This window comes from Actinacidiphila sp. bgisy160 (genome assembly GCF_057707815.1).
Window position 1 is genome coordinate 196224 of record NZ_JBYIQW010000002.1, and the last position, 16706, is coordinate 212929.

13 protein-coding genes are annotated in these 16706 nt (G+C 70.9%); 2 read left to right on the forward strand and 11 right to left on the reverse strand.

The window, feature by feature from the left end:
* The first annotated feature begins 20 nt into the window (after nt 1-20).
* Entirely contained in the window at nt 21-1319 is a 1299-nt protein-coding gene (locus tag AC3EUJ_RS03635) for an ERF family protein (protein WP_431959425.1), read from the forward strand.
* A gap of 74 nt (nt 1320-1393) precedes the next feature.
* Here AC3EUJ_RS03635 and AC3EUJ_RS03640 read toward each other — a convergent pair whose 3' ends face one another.
* The 5 genes from AC3EUJ_RS03640 to AC3EUJ_RS03660 form a co-directional block, all read right to left on the reverse strand.
* Entirely contained in the window at nt 1394-1864 is a 471-nt protein-coding gene (locus AC3EUJ_RS03640; protein WP_431959426.1) for a hypothetical protein, read from the reverse strand.
* Between the two features lie 288 nt (nt 1865-2152).
* Nucleotides 2153-2569: a hypothetical protein gene (locus AC3EUJ_RS03645; protein WP_431959427.1), complete on the reverse strand. Its 417-nt coding sequence runs from the start codon at nt 2567-2569 to the stop codon at nt 2153-2155.
* Nucleotides 2566-3045, reverse strand: a complete 480-nt coding sequence (locus AC3EUJ_RS03650; RefSeq protein WP_431959428.1) for a hypothetical protein — start codon at nt 3043-3045, stop codon at nt 2566-2568. The genes AC3EUJ_RS03645 and AC3EUJ_RS03650 overlap by 4 nt, the downstream gene beginning before the upstream one ends.
* A gap of 147 nt (nt 3046-3192) precedes the next feature.
* Nucleotides 3193-3519 carry a hypothetical protein gene (locus AC3EUJ_RS03655; RefSeq protein WP_431959429.1) on the reverse strand — a complete coding sequence of 109 codons (327 nt, stop codon included), beginning with the start codon at nt 3517-3519 and terminating at the stop codon, nt 3193-3195.
* Nucleotides 3520-3561: 42 nt separating this feature from the next.
* Nucleotides 3562-6582, reverse strand: coding sequence for a hypothetical protein (locus AC3EUJ_RS03660; RefSeq protein WP_431959430.1), 3021 nt, complete (start codon nt 6580-6582; stop codon nt 3562-3564).
* Nucleotides 6583-6725: 143 nt separating this feature from the next.
* On the opposite strand from AC3EUJ_RS03660, the gene AC3EUJ_RS03665 reads away from it, so the two are divergent.
* Nucleotides 6726-6983 carry a DUF6372 family protein gene (locus tag AC3EUJ_RS03665; RefSeq protein WP_431959431.1) on the forward strand — a complete coding sequence of 86 codons (258 nt, stop codon included), beginning with the start codon at nt 6726-6728 and terminating at the stop codon, nt 6981-6983.
* 96 nt (nt 6984-7079) lie between these two features.
* Here the strand turns inward: AC3EUJ_RS03665 and AC3EUJ_RS03670 are convergent, their stop codons facing one another.
* The 6 genes from AC3EUJ_RS03670 to AC3EUJ_RS03695 form a co-directional block, all read right to left on the reverse strand.
* Nucleotides 7080-8285, reverse strand: a complete 1206-nt coding sequence (locus tag AC3EUJ_RS03670; RefSeq protein ID WP_431959432.1) for a hypothetical protein — start codon at nt 8283-8285, stop codon at nt 7080-7082.
* A complete protein-coding gene (locus AC3EUJ_RS03675) occupies nt 8285-9247 on the reverse strand; it encodes a hypothetical protein (protein ID WP_431959433.1) in 963 nt (320 codons plus the stop codon). Before AC3EUJ_RS03675 ends, AC3EUJ_RS03670 begins: the two co-directional genes overlap by 1 nt.
* A 75-nt stretch (nt 9248-9322) precedes the next feature.
* The gene (locus AC3EUJ_RS03680; RefSeq protein WP_431959434.1) at nt 9323-10684 is read right to left on the reverse strand and encodes a hypothetical protein; all 1362 of its coding nucleotides are present in this window, start codon (nt 10682-10684) and stop codon (nt 9323-9325) included.
* A gap of 718 nt (nt 10685-11402) precedes the next feature.
* Complete coding sequence (locus AC3EUJ_RS03685; protein ID WP_431959435.1) at nt 11403-12380, reverse strand: hypothetical protein; 978 nt, start codon at nt 12378-12380, stop codon at nt 11403-11405.
* Entirely contained in the window at nt 12380-16570 is a 4191-nt protein-coding gene (locus AC3EUJ_RS03690; RefSeq protein ID WP_431959436.1) for a hypothetical protein, read from the reverse strand. Before AC3EUJ_RS03690 ends, AC3EUJ_RS03685 begins: the two co-directional genes overlap by 1 nt.
* The gene (locus AC3EUJ_RS03695; protein ID WP_431959437.1) at nt 16563-16700 is read right to left on the reverse strand and encodes a hypothetical protein; all 138 of its coding nucleotides are present in this window, start codon (nt 16698-16700) and stop codon (nt 16563-16565) included. Before AC3EUJ_RS03695 ends, AC3EUJ_RS03690 begins: the two co-directional genes overlap by 8 nt.
* Nucleotides 16701-16706: the final 6 nt, after the last annotated feature.

The following is a 16706-nucleotide window of genomic DNA, read 5'->3' on the forward strand; positions in this document are numbered from 1 at the left end:
CACACTGGAAGGCCGCGCCGATGACTGCCGCCACCGCCCCCGAGACCACCCCCGACGCCACCCCCGACGCCACCGCCGAGACCAAGCCGCCCAAGACGGTGCTGCAGGCGCTCGTGGCGGTGATGTGCGACATCGGCGCCGTAGGCAAGAACCGGGAGAACCGGCAGCAGAACTTCAAGTTCCGCGGCATTGACGACCTGGTCAACGCGGTCGCCGGGCCGATGCGCGCCCACAGCGTGCTGATGTTCCCCGAGGTGGTGGAGCACGGCTACGAGATCCGCAGCGGCAAGAACGGCCACTACACGGTCGCCACGGTGAAGGTGAAGTACACCTTCGTCGGCCCGGACGGCGGGGAGCGGTCCGCCACGATCGTTGGCGAGGCGGCCGACCAGTACGACAAGGCCACCAACAAGGCCATGAGCGCCGCCCTCAAGTACGCCTTGCTGCAGGTCTTCATGATCCCCACGGACTGGATGGACGACTCCGACAAGCACAGCCCGCAGGCCGTGGCGACGCCCATCGACTACTACATCCACCAACTCCAGCAGCGGGAAGTCTGGTACAACCCCAACACCCTGAACGACCTGTTCCAGAAGGCGAAGACCGCGAACCTCCTCGCCCACCCGGTGGACGACGGCCAGGGCGGCACCACGACCCTCGGGGAGCTGATCGGCGGCCGCGCCGCGCTCCTGGTGGCGGAAGAGGAGCAGCGGCAGGCCCGGCGGGCCGCGGAGAAGGAGGACATCCACCGGCAGCTCATGGCGGAGCACCCGGAACCGGACCCCGACCAGTGGGCTACCCCGGCCCCCGGCCAGCAGGCGCCCGCCGCCGTGGCGGCCGCGCCCGTGTCTCACAGTGAGACGCCCGCCCCCACCGCACCCGCCGCGCCCGCGAAGGCACAGGCACCGAGGAAGGCGCCCGCGAAGAAGGCGGCCGCGAAGAAGCCCACCGCGGCGGCCGCGCCCGCGTCTCACAGTGAGACGCCCGCCGCCGCCACCCGGCCCGCCCCGGCTCAGATGCCGCAGTCGCCGCAGCAGATGGCGTACACCGAGCTGCTGAACCACGCCAACGCGCAGGCCAAGATCCTCGGTACGAGCCTGACCAAGCACCTCGGCCTGGCCGACGGCGCCGACCCCTCCAAGGTCGACGCCATGCGCCTGACCGCCATCATCAAGGGCAACCGCCACAAGGTGATCGAAGCGCTCCGGCAGCAGGGCCGCGCCACCACCGCCGAGGCCTACGCGGCCACCCGTGAGGACTCGGTGTTCGGTAAGGCGAAGATCCTGGAAGAGACCCCCGAGGAGGGTGCCGGCGGCTGACCGGACCCGCTGAACGACGAAGGGCGCATCCCGTGCGGGCGTGCGCCCTTCGCGTGTCTCACAGTGAGACGCGGCTACTCGTCCGGCTGCAGACCGGCCGCGTGGCGTTCCTCGCGCTTGAGGGCGATGAACCGCTGCGGGTTCTCGGCCGCCAGGCGCAGCAGGGCGCGGCGGACGGGGTTGCGGTCGGTGGTGATGCGGCCCTGGCGGGCGCGGTCGCCGTCCACGATGAGCGTGGCAAGGCGCAGCTCGAACTCCAGGTTCCGGCGGATGCCGTCCGTCCGGCGCCTGTAGGCCTTGCGGGTCTCGCCATCTTCCATGTCGACCAGGGGCCCGTGGTTGCGGAGGAGCCGGTCTGCCTCCTGCTCGGTGCGGGCGACGATGTCGGGGTGCCGGAAGGCTTCCGTGCGGGCCGCGTCGCGCTGACGGTTGCGGAGCGCCACGTGTTCGATCAGCTCGGCCGCGAACGTGTCGCGGTCGGCTGTCATCAGGAACTCGACCTCTTCGGCGACCTTGTCCGGGTCGGCCTCGGGCTGCCGGGCCATGGTGCCTGCCTCTCGTGTGCGGGCGGCCCGTGTGCTGGACGGGCCTGCATGTGGTGGTGGCCGCCTGGGCGTCGGTGCCTTCCGTGTACCGGATCCTCGCTCGGCAGGCTCCCCGGTCCCGGCGCACGCCCGTGGGGCGCTGCCAGTGGTCTCGGAACGGAGGTGGATGCCGGCCCGCACTCCGAAGGCAGAATGTTCCGGCATCCCGTCGTCCCTCAACGGAAGGCACCGGCGGCCAGGCGGCCACCGGTGCTCCCAGAGTAGCGCCCCCTCGGGCGCCTGCGGCCCCTACTCGCGCGCGACCTCCTGGCCGCACGGCTCCAGGCACAGGCCGCCAGCGGCCCGGGTGGCGCACTGGCCGCCGCAGTCCACTGCCTTGGGTGCCGGAGACGTGGCGACCTCGAGGGCCTGAGCGATTCCGAAGCGGTGCCACAGGGCGCTGTACGCGGCCTCACACGCGGCGATGACGGCGAAGCCGGTGAGTCCGCCCTGCGCGACGAGCTCCGCGAGGGACGTGGCGTCGGTGAAGGCGCCCGAGGCGGCGACGGTGGAGAAGCCCGCGATGACAGCCAGGACGACGACGATGCCCTGCTTCACGCCCTTGGACCAGTGGGGGCGCAGGATCACCGCGGCGACGAGCGGCAGGACGGAGCCGACGGCGGCACCGTAGGCGGCGGAGTGGGCGAGGACGTGGGAGAAGGTCATGAGGGGGTGGCCTCCAGGTGGTCGACGGCGGGGGTTGCCGTGCTGCGGGGTGCCGGCCCGTGCGTCGGGTCGGCGATGTCGTCGCTCAGTTCCTCGGGGACGGGCGGCGGGGTCTGGCCGCGCTCGACCAGGAGGGACCGCAGGGCGCGGATGTAGCGGACGGCGGCGGTGATGCGGCGGCGGTCGGCGGCGCGGCCCTCTTCCAGGACGGCGATCTTCGCCCCCTGTTCGGAGGAGCGGGCTTCGAGGGCCTGCACGCGGTCGCGCAGGTCATCGCGGACGGACCGGGACTCGGTGAGGAGGGCGGTGAAGCCCTCCACGACGGCTTCGACGCCCTTGGCGTCGGCGGCTCGGTCGTCTTGCTCCTCGGTGCGGGCGGCGTTGCGGACGCCGAGGCGGTAGGTCAGGTAGGGGCCCGCGACTCCGACGGCGGCGACGCCGAGGGGGACCAGGGCGGCATAGGCACCGGTTGCCACGGTGGTTCCTCTCGCCGGCGGCTTGCGTGGGGGTGGGGCGCGCGGGCGAGGGGCCCCGGTGCACAAGGGACGTTGAGAGCTCCCTTGCCCGCGCGTTGTGCCGTACGGTGCACGCCCGTCGGCGCTACCGTCCCGCGCTGGCCCGGGTCACGCGGGGTGGACGTTGCCGGGCGACTGCCAGGCGGCGATGGTCGCGGCGGGGGCGCGGCTGATGGCGGTGGCCCATGCGGTGCGCTGCACGGGCATGCTGCCGTCGGTGGCGGCCGCGTCGGTGAGGGCCTGCCCGGCGGTGAGCAGGGCCCCGATCCACTCGGGCACGGGGACGGACGGGGCGGTGGTCCAGTGCAGATCAAAGGCCTGCAGGGCCTCGTCGCGGGTGATCAGCGGGTCCTGTGCGTAGACGCCGCACTGGCCGCACGTCCACCGGTATCCGAGGGTGTCGTTGCCGATGATGGTGACCTGGCGCTCGGTCATGGGTGGTGTGTCCTTTCGGGTGGTGGGGGGCGGCTGCCGAGGTCACTGCGTGGGGATGCCCTTGACTCCGCCGAGCATCACCCACGACACGGTGCCGGAGATGTCGTCGATGGCGACCTGGCCGTTGGTGCGCACGGTGATCGTGGCGATGCCGTTGGTGGAGTTGGTGCGGCAGTCCCAGCGCTCTTGGAAGGGCAGGGTGAAGGGCAGCGTGAACAGGACGCCGCCGTTGACCGGGGTGAAGCTCGCGGCGGGCTTCATGGTGCCGCGCAGGTCGATCGTGCCGTCCGGCCGTTCCTGGTAGCCCGGCGCCGCGTAGGGGGCGCCGTAGGGCACCCACTGGGCGCTGTTGAGCGTGGCCGTGTGCCAGGTATCGACGGTCAGGGCCTTGCCGGAGAATTCGTAGAAGGTGCCGCCGCTGCCGCCGCCGTTCGACGCGAACAGGCTGATCGTGCCCGTGCCGCCGTCCATGTAGAGGTTCGGGTTCGGGCGGCCGCCGTTCTGCCCCATGAAAAGCTCGATGAAGCCGTGGTCGCCGGCATCCTTCGGGGTCGCCACGTTGACCAGGGCGCTGCCCTGCCCGTACTGCGGGGCGGACAGGGTGAAGTACCCGAAGGTGCCCGACGCTTCCGCCGTGGCGGGGATCGTCTCACCTGCGGCGCCCGTGAAGAACCGCAGGACGGGGTCGTGTTGGGCTGACCCGTCGTCCGGCACCAGCTCGATGCGCGTGCCAGTTGCCCCGGTGCGCAGGGTGGAGCCGTTGACGATGGCTCCGGTGATGGTCCCGCCCGTGATGGTCTTGCCGGTGATGGCGTCGGCGGCGAGGGCGGCCGCCTGGATGGCTCCGGCCTTGATGTTGGTCGCGTCGATGGTGTTGGCGGCGATCTTGTCGCCTGTGATGGCGAGACCCTGGATCTGTGCCGCCGTGATGGACGCTGCGACGATCTTGGAGGCGTCCAGGGTGTTGGCGGTGATCCGGTCGCCGTTGATGGTGTTGGCGACCATCTTGGCGGTGGTGATCGCGCCGTCGGCGATCTGTGTGCCCGGGAGGACTGGCCGCACCGCGGCGTTGTCGAACCACAACGTCCCGGCCTGCGCCTGGAAGGACTCGGCGCAAATGACGGCCCGGACAGCGTTCGCCGGGGCAGTGACGGTGTTCGACAGGCGCTGCCAGGTGGGGCCCAGGACAGGGGAGGCGGTCTGCGTGGACCCGAAGCCGATAGCGGTGCCGCTGCTGTCCTCCCAGCGGGCGTACATCTTGATGATGGCGCCGGGCGTGTAGTCGGTGCTGGCCTGGTAGTCGTACGCGATGTAGAGCTGGTCGCCCGGACTGATCGGCAGAGTGGTGAGGATCTGCGTCCTGGTAGCCAAGCCCGTGTTGACCGCGTTGACCTTGAGGCTCTTGGCGCTGCCGTTGCCCTTGGTGGAGTCGACCGACCACACGCTGCTGGAGGCAACGATCTGCGCGGTGTACGCGCCTTCAAACGAAGGGTCCGACAGGATGTTGGCGCCGCCGCTGATGGTCAGCTTGTCGGCGGTAATGGCTCCGGCCGCGACGGCCGCCGCGGTGACCGAGCCCGCGGCGATCTCGGTTGCTGTGACCGAGTTCGCGGCGAGCTCCCGCGCCGTGATGGCGTCGGCGGCGACCTTCCCTGCGGTGACGGCGTCGGCAGCGAGCGCTGCGGTGGTGACGCTTCCGGCGACAAAGTTCGTGCTGTCGACCAGGCCGGTTTTCAGGGCTTCGACGGTGACGCAGTCGACCTGCATGACGCTGGTGCTGTTCGGGACGGTCGCCGACAGGTAGTTCAGCCACAGGTATGGGCTGATGAAGCGGACGTCCGCGTGAACGAGTCCAGCCGCGCGCGGGTCGGTGTTCGGCCCGGCCGAACCGTTCACGCCCGTGGCCGCACGGTCCTTGAGGTAGCCGACGACCGTCACCCAGCCGTCGGAGTCGGCGATGGGCTTCCCCGACGCGGCGACGTAGTAGTGCGACGACGGCGAGTTGGCTCCGGACCGGTTGACGAGGGTCGTCTTGTCGGCGCCGATGCCGAGCGCGCCGACGTAGAAGGCCTCGTTGCCGGCGACCGGGCCGGTGAGACGGACGCGTCCGCTGATCCGGTAGACCGTTCCCGGCTCGTACGCGATGAGGGTGGTACCGCGGACCCGGTTGTATCCCTTTGCCTGGCCGACGGTCTGCCCGGTGGGCGCGTCGGTGATGCCGGAGAGGTGCTGCCAGGTGGATCCGGGCTGGGAGTCGGTGACCTGCCATGCGGCCGGGTCGCCCATCGCGTCGACGTAGCGTTGTGCGGCCAGGTCGGAGAGCGCGCCGCCCAGGGCGTTGATGGTGACCGCGCCGGATGCGATCTTCCCGAGGGTGACCGCGTTGGCGGCAAGCTTTTCCTCGAGGATCGCCCCGTCGGCGATGGCGGTGCTCTTGACCGCGCCGAGCGCGATCTTCCCTTCGGTGACCGCGTCGTCGGCCAACTTGAGATCGTCAATGATCCCGTTCAGCAGGTCGTCGCCGACGAGCTTCCGCGCGGCGGCCGTTGCGGCTTCGGACGGGGCTCCGGGGACTCCGGCCTTGCTGACGGCGATGAGCCGCACGTACTGCGGGGTGTAGAGGTCGGTGGCGACGGCGACGGACGCCCCGGTGGCGGTCTCGATGGTGGCGGCCGGCGCTCCGGTGTCGACCGGGGCTTCGGCTGACGGGAGCAGGTGGATCTGGATGCGGGCGAAGTCGGTGGGGGCGGTGCCCGCGTCGGTGAACTGGCCGTCCCAGGTGACCTGGATGGCGCCGATGACGCCCTCGGCGATGGGCGTGCTCGGCGTGGGCGGCGGCTCCGGGGAGTGGTAGACGACGGCGGCCGCGCCGTCGTCCTGGACGCCGATGGAGAGAGCGAGTTCCCCGTCGGCGTCGAACACGTCGAAGGTGCCGCCCTCGACGGAGGTGAAGCTGGCCTGCGCGGACCGCTCGATGGTGTCGAGTCGGCGGGAGAGCTGGTCGAGCTGCTGTGCGAAGCGCGTGATCCGTACCCGCGCGTTCAGATCCTCGTTACTGATCACGGGGCGGAGGGTGCGAGCCCGCAGGGGCTAAGGTCGCGCCCTCACCGGGGCAGTTAGGGCCGCCTTACCTGTGATAAGTCCCAGAATCACAGGCAATTTTGGAGGGGTGTCGACACCCCTCCCGGAGGCGGCAGACTGCCCCCATGAGCACCGAGGCGCAGCATCCCGTCCTGACGATCCGGCTGCGCTTCTTCTTCGCGTGGGAGCAGCACCGCCCGGGCGGCTGCCGCTGCGCGTGCCGGATGTACCACGCGGCCCCGGAGGGCGGCGTGTGCATGGAGGCCGCGGACCCGGGTCTGCTGATCCGGGTGGCGAGCGATTCCTTCAAGACCGAGGGGCCGGTGCCCGTGTGCCGGTCCTGCTACACCGCTCTCGGGCCGCTCGCCGAGCCGGAGGCCTGAGCGGCACGGGCGGCCAGGCGCCTGCGCATGTACTCGCCTGCCTCTGCGGGCGGTGGCGTGCGGAGCGCCTTGGCGTAGGCCGCTGCGGCCGCCCGCTCAGGAGTTGACGGCATCGGCACGGGACAGGGTCAGGATGGCGGTGCCGGCCACGGGGTCGATCTCCTCCGCCATGACCCGATGCCACACTGCGAGCTCCCCCACCCACGGCACGTCGACCTGGACGAGGATGCGGTCCCCCATGGCCCACGACCCCAGGAGCGCGTTGGGGTGGTCGCGTACGGCGATCTGCGGCACGGTGAGCAGCTGGGTGTGCTTGGCCAGCCAGGTGTCGGCGGACTTCCGCAGGAGCGCGGCGTTGCTCGTCCCCTTCGACGTGATGACCCGGGCGCGGCGCAGCCGGTTGTCGCCGCCGCGGTGCACGGTCACCTTGGCCATCTTCCGGCCGGTGCCCTTGCCGAGGACGAGCAGCTCGTTGGCGTAGTCCTCGCCCTGCCCCTCGGGGTTGGCCAGGGCGATGATGTTCTCTCCCTGGCAGAACCGAAGGTCGTTGCGGGTGCGGCCGAGGCGCCGCTTGCCGAGCAGCAGGCGGTGGCTGATCTTTTGCTTGTCGCCGTCCCACTGGTGGTACTCGGCGAAGTCGGCGTGCGCCAGGCTCATCACCTGCCGGATGAGGTCCCCGCAGTCGGGAGCCTCCCACCACACAACCTCGTACGGGTCGTCACCGTTGGAGGCGCCCAGCAGGTAGCCGCTGTCGTGCTTGTCCACGACCAGGCCCAGGTTGCCGAACTTCTTGCTCTGCAGGTGGCTCCACACGGTGCGGACCATGTCGTAGGCGTCGATGCGCTTGGAGATGTTGAACTTCTCCTTGGGCATCTTCTTCTTCGGCTTGGACCCGTCGATGTAGCCGTCATGGTTCTTGTCGTTGTACTTGGACTTGACGACGGTCTTGAGGCCGGAGTGGATCTCCGGGCCGGTGTACGCCATGCCGTTGGGGTAGGCGTTGAAGCCCGCGCACTCGATCTTGTACGACTGCCCCTCCCAGGACATGTGCGTGACGATGCCGCCCCACCGGATGCGGCCGTGGAACTCGGCGTACAAGGCCGTCGACCACTCCTCCAGGATGCGCAGGCCGTCGGGCTTGGCCTGGAGGCGCACGTACTCCGGATTGATGCGGCCGATGAGCTGCCCGGGCCCGTTGAGCTCCCGCTTCGGGGCCTGGTCCAGGACGAGCGGCACGTCCCAGTCCAGGAACTGGCCGGTCGTGGCACGTTGGGCGATGAACCGCCAGCCTGCGGCGGTCATCAGTCGGCGCTCGGGGCCTGGACCCAGGTGACGGCGAGCTGCACCGTGGTGCCGATGTCGGCGGTCAGCGGCTTGTCATACCCGGCCGTGCCGATCCCTTCGAGGGCGACGGGCTGGACGGTGCCGCGCAGCTCGGGGGCCACGGTCACCTCGCCCCCGGCGATGAGCGTGGTGCGGCCGGCGGAGCTCGTGCAGTAGTTGGCGACGACCGTCTGATCCCCCAGGCGGACCCGGAGCTGCCCGCGGGCCTCGGTGGTGTCCGGCTTGAGCAGCCCGGCCCAGGTGCCTTCCAGTACGGCGCGGGTCGCCCACGTGGGGACGCGCAGGTTGATGGTGGCGTTGAGGGGGAATTCCTCCCACTCGTCGGTGATCGGGCCGACGTCGTCAGGTGTGGCCCACTGCCCGGTCAGGGTGCTGACGGTGCGCCGCACGCGAGGCTGGGTGAGCTGCCGCAGGTCGGTGACCATGGCCGCGGTGACCGAGGAGGTGTTCGCGGGCAGGTCGACGCGGGCGAGGGTGATCGCGGAGTCGTCCGGGCGTACGTCGTGGATGCTGGTGGTGCCGGTCGGGACTCCGGTGATCACGCGGGTGAAGACGTACGGGCCGGTCGTGGGGTCTTCCGGGATCGGCCACTGGCTGTCGGTGTTCGGGTCCTCGATGCGGGCGATGATCAGGTCGGAGCGCGGGCCGGAGGAGTCCGTGGGCTCGATGTCGACCTGTTCCCCAGATGCCATGCGGGCGATGTAGGCCTCCGACCCCTGCCCGCCCAGTGGCAGATGGATGACGGCCAGGCCCGGCGCGACGCTGACGGCATCGCTGGGGGCCGGGAGAGCGCTCACCCGCAGGTCGGTGGCCTCCACGATTCCCTCGTCGCCACCTGCCCCGGCCCACGCCAGGGCACGCACGATCTCGTTGGGCGTCGTTGACCCGTCGACGTACCAGGGCACACCGTCCCAGCTCACGGGCACTCTCCTCGCTGTGGCGTCTGTTGGGGACGCGGAGCAGGGTGCGCGGGTGGGTCGGCTTGCGTCGCGGCGTCACCGGGCGCCGTCCGGGGTCAGCCACGGCTTGCGCCAGGCGCCGGACGGCTCGGCGTCCGAAACACACCACTGGGCGAACGTCGTTGTGGCGGTGCGGGCCTCCTCGGCGAGCCGGGCCGCGAGGGCGGTGAAGGCCTCCTTCGCTGCGGCGCGGTCCTCCCACTCGTTGCGGGGCTGCGGCGGCTCCGGAACGGGGTACTCGGCGAGGTTGGCGGTGATGGCGGCCCGCGCGGCCTGGTTCGGGATGGCGCTGGCAGGGGCGTTCTCCCGGCAGGCCTGGCAGCGGCACGTCTCGTCGTCGGCTGGCAGCAGCTCGGGGCCGGCGGGGGCGAACATGCGGCGGATGCGGGCGTGGAGGTACCCGGCCGGATCGTCGGGCCGCCACGGGTGCCCGGTGCGGTCCAGTCCCCAGCCGCGCGCCCACATGGCCAGCTCGATGGCGATGAGCTCCGGATCCCACCCGCGATCGAGCAGTGGCCGCAGGGCAACTTCCAGGCGGCGCAGGGGGATGCGCTGCGCCCACGTGACCAGGGGCCGGACCTTGGCGGCCACCTGCAGACCTGCCCGGACCTGGTGGGGGTGGCGCCCGGGCCGGTTGTTGGCGGGGCGCTTCGCAGGCCTGCGGCGGGGGTTTTCCACAGGTGCTTCGATCTTGGGTTCCGGCTGTGCCGGGTCTGTCTCTTTCCCACCTACCTCAGCAGTACAGGACTCCTGTGGCTGGGACCGGAGGGAAGGGGTGCAACGCGGCTTGCGTCGGCGGGAGACGACCCGGGCGTCGTCCACAGCCCGCGCCCGGCCCTCGGCGGTGTAGCCGGTGATGCGGGCGTAGTAGCCCTCTCCGGCGATGCGTCGCCCCATCGCCTCATCCCAGATGCGGGGCACGGCCAGGGCGTAGATGGTGGCGGTAGCGGCGTACCCGTCCCGGCCGCGCCGCTTGCGCGCGTTGGCGCGGCTGCCGTGGGTGTGCCACACCAGCAGCCCGAGCTCCCGGAGGTAGCGGACATGGTCGGCGACTCTGCGGCGGCTCAGCCCGACGCGGGCCGCGGTGCCGTCCCAGTCGTAGACGACCTGGCCGCGCCACCCGACACGGGCGGCGATGTCCTCGGCCACTCGAATGGTGGACGCGCCGGCCTTCGGATGGAGGCCTGTGCCGACGGCCCATGCCGCGGCGTGCAGGAACTCGCGGGGGTCGTGAATGGCCCTGGACGCGGTGGCGTTGAGCTGCTGCGATGCCTGATCGGCGACGAGCTCGACGGCGGCCGCGGCCGGAGGCGGCGGCGGTGACGCGAGGCCGTTTTGGTGATGTTCCGCGCGACGCGCGACCCAGGGTGGGTGGCACTGCGCGAGGGCATGCGGCATTATTGCCGGTGCCTCCTTCCGTTCGGAGGGCATGGAAAAGCCCCTTCGGGGGCGTGGGCCCCTTTTTGGGGTTTGGCCCCTTTTTGGGGCCTCTGCTGGGAGAGCAGTGAAATTCGGCCCGTGAGGGCCACGCCGCCGGGGGTGGAAGCCCGGTAGCGCTGACGTGAGGCCGTCAATCGGACTCAGGTGGGGTGGAAGCCACCGGAGGCCAGGACGGCGGGGCGAGGATGAAGGGCCGGGGTGGAAGCCGGCCCGGGAGAATCCGCCCCGGGAGACTTAGATCATCACCATCCCCCTATGGGGTCAGCGGACGTGTTCCGTACTGAGCCCAACGACGGGAAGCCCCCACCGGATGTGTCCGGAAGGGGAGGCATGGAGAGACCCACCGAGCGGCGCGCATGAGGCGCGGCACTTTCTCGGTGGGTCATGTTGCGTCCGGGGGGGCGCATGCGGGTACGCTGCATCGCATAGACCTCCTGCTTAGGTCTCCGGCCCCGAACCGCCGCGCACAGCGACTCCTACATCGCTGCGGCTGGCAAGGGGCCGTTTTCTTTGGCTGGCGACAGCTCCTCGGTGTGTCGGGCACACCTTTGGCTGACTGCGGCCGATCCTAGCCCTATCTGACCCCCCTGGGCACACACCAAGGGGTTACGGGATTGCGTGTCGGCAATCCCCCGGACGCCCCAAACCACCCCCGAGACTGACGCCCGGTCATCGGTCAGAACCAGCCATAGGCGTCCTGCCACGAACAGGTGACCGGGCCCCACGCGCCCGTCCCGAAGTCGAAATCCGCACCAAAGGAGTAGGTTCCCGGCGGAACGAACATTTCAGCGAGGCGCGTTGAAGACCGGTCCAGCAGGTGCCCCATTGAGGTGCCGGCGGCGTTGCGGACGGTGCGGACCCACGGCCGCGGATCCACCCGCACCCAGTCACCCGGCTTGACGAACGTCAGCAGCTTGAACTTGACCTGGTCGCCGATCCACACCACCGGGTTCACCGCGGGCCCGTTGATGGTGATGACAGGCCACGTGGACATGTCTCCGAGCATGGTCACCGAGCCGCGGGCCAGGCCGATGGCCGGGGGCGGGATCGGCTTCGGCCCGGTGGGGAACGGTCGCCAGGACTTCTGGATGGTGGCGACCTTCGGTGCCGAGTCGTACCAGCGGTCATCGGCGCACTGGAAGTCGGCGACGACCGGGGTGTAGCCCTGCCGGAACAGCTTGGAGTGCGCCGGGGCGAACCGCCGGGGCCTGCCGTACGCCACCCGGGTCCGCGCCTCCGTCTCGTGGTACAGCGAGGCGACGGTTCCGGCACCCGCGCGCACCGCGTCGGCCCGCCAGATCGAGCGGAGCTTGCTCAGGGCGTTCTGGTTCGACCGTCCCATGAGGGTGCCCGTCGGCAGGTGCAGGGCGTTCACCTTTATCCACTCCGCGGCCTCCGTGACCGTGTTGAGGCTGTTCGGCCCCCACGTGGACACGGCGGCCTCGAAGGTGACGCTCATCGGCCCCACGTAGTCGCGGCCGAAGCGGATGCCGTCCTCGCCGGGAAGCGGCTGCTCACCGTTGTTGGCGTCGCCGAAGGTGATGTCCGGCTCCTGCGTGAGCAGCATGCCGGTGTCCTCGGTGCCGAAGGTGAGGTCGGCGCCGGGCATGTGCCCCCTGGCGCTGTACGTCAGGCGCCACTGTCCTGGCCGCATCAGATGCCTCCCATGCGCAGGCGGCGCAGCTCGAACAGGGCGTCGCCGATGCCGTCGCTGACGTTCTCCGCCTGCGTTGTGATGGTCAGGTCGCCGCCCACCAGGGCGAGGGGGCCGCGGCCGGCCACCCCGGCCTGCCCGGCCTTGCGGGAGGACCGGAACAGGGCGTCGGCGCCGCTGAACCCGCCGTCGGAGAACCACTCGACGGCGCCGCCGAAGCGGTCGACCACGTTCTCCACGACGGCCTTTGACCTGGAGCGCTTGTTGGCCGCGAGGGGTACGTAAGCCTCGCCCCCCGTTTCACGCTCCGCCCACACCCGCATGGCGCCCGCCGGGGCGATCTGTGCGACGTGGGACTCCCGCACACCGCCGTCGGCGTAGAAGTCCATGACGCCGCCGTTCGCCTGCGCCTTGAGCACGCCCTGCGGCAGGCCCGAGCTGCGGTAGCGCACCGGGATGTCGATGGCCTGGCCGCGCAGCGAGTACACCCGGTCCTGGATGGCGTCCAGTTCCCTGATCGTCTGGGCCTTGGGCACGGTGATCTCGACCTTGCCCTTTTCCAGGTGCGTGACCTTGTAGCCGAGATCCTTGAGTTCCTTCTCGGCGAGCGCGGTCGGGGCCTTCACGACGACGCTGGAGCCCTTGGGCATGCCGTCCACGGCGGTGCGGACCCGCGCCAGGTCGGTGGCCGCCTTGTCGATCTCGGCCTTGACGTTGATGTTGACGCCCTTGGCGTCGGCCTCATCGACCAGCGCCATGATGTTCGCCAGGTCCGCGCGGGGCTTGCCGATCGGCGCCCGGACCTCGATCTGCCCGTTGGGCAGGGTCTTCACGGAGTAGCCGATGGCCTCCAGCGCGGCCCGAGCCTGCGGGGCCAGGACGGAGACCGTCGTGACCTTGTTGCCCTTGATGTTGTCGAGCTGCTTCTGCACCGCGAGCATCTGCTGCGAGGCCTCGGACTCGGCGCGGAACTCGAACGCCGTCTTCACCGTGTCGGGGATCAGCCCGAACTGGTCGGCGATCTTCCCGGCCTGCGTGGCGGTCAGCCCGAGGCTTTCCGCGTAGTCGATCGCTGCCTCGCGGGCGCGCACCATCTCCTGGCCGGCTGCCTTGGCCTGCGCCGCCGGGTCGCCGCCCTGCGACTTCGCCCGGTCGGCGGCAGCGATGGCGGCCGAGTCGGCTTGCTGCTCCAGGCGCTGCAGAAGGTCGTACGCGGTCTGCCCCGTCTCGGTGACCGACGACAGGTTGCCGCTCTTGTCGAGCAGCCCCTTGGGCGGCTTGGTCTTCCTGCCCGCCTTCTCGTTCTCCTTGTTGGCTTTGGTGTTGGCCTTCGTCGCCTTGGTGACCTCGGTGATGGCCCGGTTCACCTCAAGCTGCGCGTCGGCGTACGAGCGCTGCTTGCCGGACAGCAGGTCGATGGTGGCGCGCAGTGCGTCGGTGCGGGAGTCCGCGTCGAGCGTGGTGTCGGCGAGCACCTGCACGGCCTTGGTGAGGCGGCTGTAGATGGTGGTGCCGTCGGCTCCGACCTGCTTGGCTGCCGACGCCCAGTCGGCGTTCGACTTCTGCGCCTTGTTCAGGTTCCCGGACATGCCGTCGATGGCGTCCGCCGCTTCGAGGGCGGTGTGGCCCTCCTGCGTCATGATCGGCAGCACGCCCTCGGCCGTGACCTGCATCCTGGTCATGCCCTGGGCGGTGTCGCGCATCTGGTCGGCCACTGTCCCGAGGGACGGGGCCAGACCGAGGGCGGAGTCGGTGAGCTGCCGCAGGCTGATGCCCTGCGCCTCGGCGACCTCGGCGACGGTCTTGCCGGTGTCGCCAACCTCCTTCTCCTGGAAAGCCTTGGCGACCAGGCCGCGCACGTTCTCGTCAATCTCGCCGTTGGAGTCGCGCAGGGCCTGCGCCAGGTCCTCGATCTCCGCCCGGTGCGCCCGGGCCGCTTCGGCGTTCTTGCGCTGCCTGTCCATCAGCAGGCCGAGGCCGATCACGGCCCCGGTGATGGCGATGCCCCACGGGCCGCCGAGGGCACCGGTGAGGCCGCTCACCGCGCCCCGGAGGCCGCCCATGCGGCGCCCTGCGGCCTGCACGACGCTGCCGACACCGGACACGGTCCGGGTGAACCGGTTCGCGCCTTCTGCGGCGCTGGCGAAGCCCCGGGCGTAGGCGCGCTGGACTCCGGCGATCGTGCCGGACTGGCGGGTGAACCGGTCGACGGTGGCGCTCAGCCGGGACACGCCCTGTTCGGCCCGCTGCGCCGTGGTGCCGATGCCGATGAGCCGGTCGAAGACGTTGCCGACCAGGCGCACGGCCTTGAGGACGGTCAGCAGGGACAGCAGACCGCCGACGAACAGGCCCAGGCCCGGCACGGACCGGAGGAGCAACGCGGTAGACGACGCGAGTACGTCGATGGCGTGGATGATGGCGCCGAGGCCGCCGCCGGCCGACTCCAGCTCCGCGAGCACATCCGCCAGGGCCGCGAACGCGTGGATGACCGACGGGCCCACGCTGCGCCCCAGCTGGTCCAGGAAGTGCCCCACACTGGGAAGCAGGTCGTAGCGCAGGTCGCGGAGCATGCGGACCAGGCCGTTGTCCTCGGACATGCGCCCGAGGCCGCGCCCGATGTCGCCGAGGATGCCGACGACCTCAGCGAACGCGGGGCGTGCGCCGTCGAAGAACTCCTTCATCCTCTGCTGGCCCGCGACGGAGTTGGACCAGACGCTGAACTCCTGCAGGGAGTGCGTCAGCCCGTTGAGGATCGAGTCGCCGGAGTCGGTGGCCGCGCGGCCCATCGCCTTGAGGCCTCGCCACAGGTCCCGCGTGGCGAGGGAGAACTGCGAGGCCTTGTCCCCGGCGCGGTCCAGGAACCGGGCGAGGGTGCCGGTCTCCCGGCCCACCGCGATGGACGTCTGCAGCCACTTCCCGGACTGGGCGATCCACCCGGCGACCCGCTGCGTGAACGGGGCGGACGCGGCGAGGAAGTCCAGCACGGCGTGCCCGAGAGGCCCGAGGGCCTGCCCCATGCGCTGCAGCGCGGACGACGAGGAGCCGATGACGCGGGTGAAGTCGGCACGGAACAGGGGGGTACGGAAGAACTGCGCGGCCCTCTTCGAGCCGTTCCCGAACGCGCTGGAGACGTCGTGGATCGCGTTGCCCAGGATCGGCAGGACGCGCTCCCCGGTGGGCTTGATCTCGTCCGCGAGCTGCTTGAAGACGGCCCGCTGCGCATCGAGCTTGATCGACTTCCACGCGCTGCCGAGGCCCCTCACCCCGGCGATGGCCTTGATGACACTGCCGTCCACGCCGTTGATGGCCTGCTGCAGCTTCGCCTGCTCCGACTTGGTGAGCTTGGTCCCGCTGCTGAGGGCCTGCTGCTGCTGGGCGTAGGCCTGCGCGGCCGCACCCACCCCGCTGAAAGCGGTCTTGAGGGACAGGAACGCCAGTCCGGCGCCGCCGATCAGGCCGGGGATGGCGCCGAGGACGCCGACGGCGGGCGCCAGCGCGGATATCTCGGCGGTCAGACCGGTGAGGGCCGCGCCGATCGTGCCGACGGCCGGCTGCACCAGCGACGCCAGGCCGCCGAACTTGAGGAGCGTGCCCAGGAACCCGACCTTCGGCTGCCTGATGCGGGGCGTGACCGGGTGCCGGTTCGCTTCGGCCTGCATGTGCTCCAGGGCCGAGCGGAGCTCGGAGATGGCGAGCTCCTGCAGCGGCCCGTCGCTGTCGAACCGCACGTTGACGGTCGTCGCGCCGTCTTCCTCCGCCTGCTCCAGGGCGCGCTGCAGCTCCGAGCGGACCTTGTTGCGGTCCAGGCGGGCCCGGACCTCGGCGGGTTCGCTGCTGTCGATGGCGCCGTTGACGGCGTCCCGCAGCGCGGTGCGGACCTGGCCCTTGTCGACCTCGGCGGCGACCTTCGCCTTGGTGCCGGTCGACGCCTCCTTGACGGCCTCTTCCAGCGCCGCCCGGACCTGCGCGACGTTGAACGCCACGTCCACGCGGGCCTTGACGTTCTCCGCCGCGGTGTCGATGGCCTCCGTCAGGTCCGCCCGTGCCTGCACCGCATCGAACGCTGCGCTGATCTTGGCAACGACCCCGTTCGCGGCTTCTTCGACCTTCGTCCGCAGCTCGGATGCGAACTTCGACAGGTCCGCGACGACCGGAACTTCAAGGCGTCCGGCGACCTGGCCCTCAGCCATGGCGGACCCGGCCGGCGGCCGCCGCGGCCGCCATCATCTGCAGGTGCGCAGCCTGCCGAGGCGCCCGGTCGGCCGCGCGGTAGGGGCGCGGGATCTCCCGGGGCTTCTTGCGGCGGTGGTCGGACGCCAAGATGGA

Bases quoted from the DNA above. Each gene is read 5' to 3' on its own strand.
- AC3EUJ_RS03635 (WP_431959425.1), top strand. From the start codon at position 21: ATGACTGCCGCCACCGCCCCCGAGACCACCCCCGACGCCACCCCCGAC.
- AC3EUJ_RS03640 (WP_431959426.1), bottom strand. From the start codon at position 1,864: ATGGCCCGGCAGCCCGAGGCCGACCCGGACAAGGTCGCCGAAGAGGTC.
- AC3EUJ_RS03645 (WP_431959427.1), bottom strand. From the start codon at position 2,569: ATGACCTTCTCCCACGTCCTCGCCCACTCCGCCGCCTACGGTGCCGCC.
- AC3EUJ_RS03655 (WP_431959429.1), bottom strand. From the start codon at position 3,519: ATGACCGAGCGCCAGGTCACCATCATCGGCAACGACACCCTCGGATAC.
- AC3EUJ_RS03665 (WP_431959431.1), top strand. From the start codon at position 6,726: ATGAGCACCGAGGCGCAGCATCCCGTCCTGACGATCCGGCTGCGCTTC.
- AC3EUJ_RS03670 (WP_431959432.1), bottom strand. From the start codon at position 8,285: ATGACCGCCGCAGGCTGGCGGTTCATCGCCCAACGTGCCACGACCGGC.
- AC3EUJ_RS03680 (WP_431959434.1), bottom strand. From the start codon at position 10,684: ATGCCGCATGCCCTCGCGCAGTGCCACCCACCCTGGGTCGCGCGTCGC.
- AC3EUJ_RS03685 (WP_431959435.1), bottom strand. From the start codon at position 12,380: ATGCGGCCAGGACAGTGGCGCCTGACGTACAGCGCCAGGGGGCACATG.
- AC3EUJ_RS03690 (WP_431959436.1), bottom strand. From the start codon at position 16,570: ATGGCTGAGGGCCAGGTCGCCGGACGCCTTGAAGTTCCGGTCGTCGCG.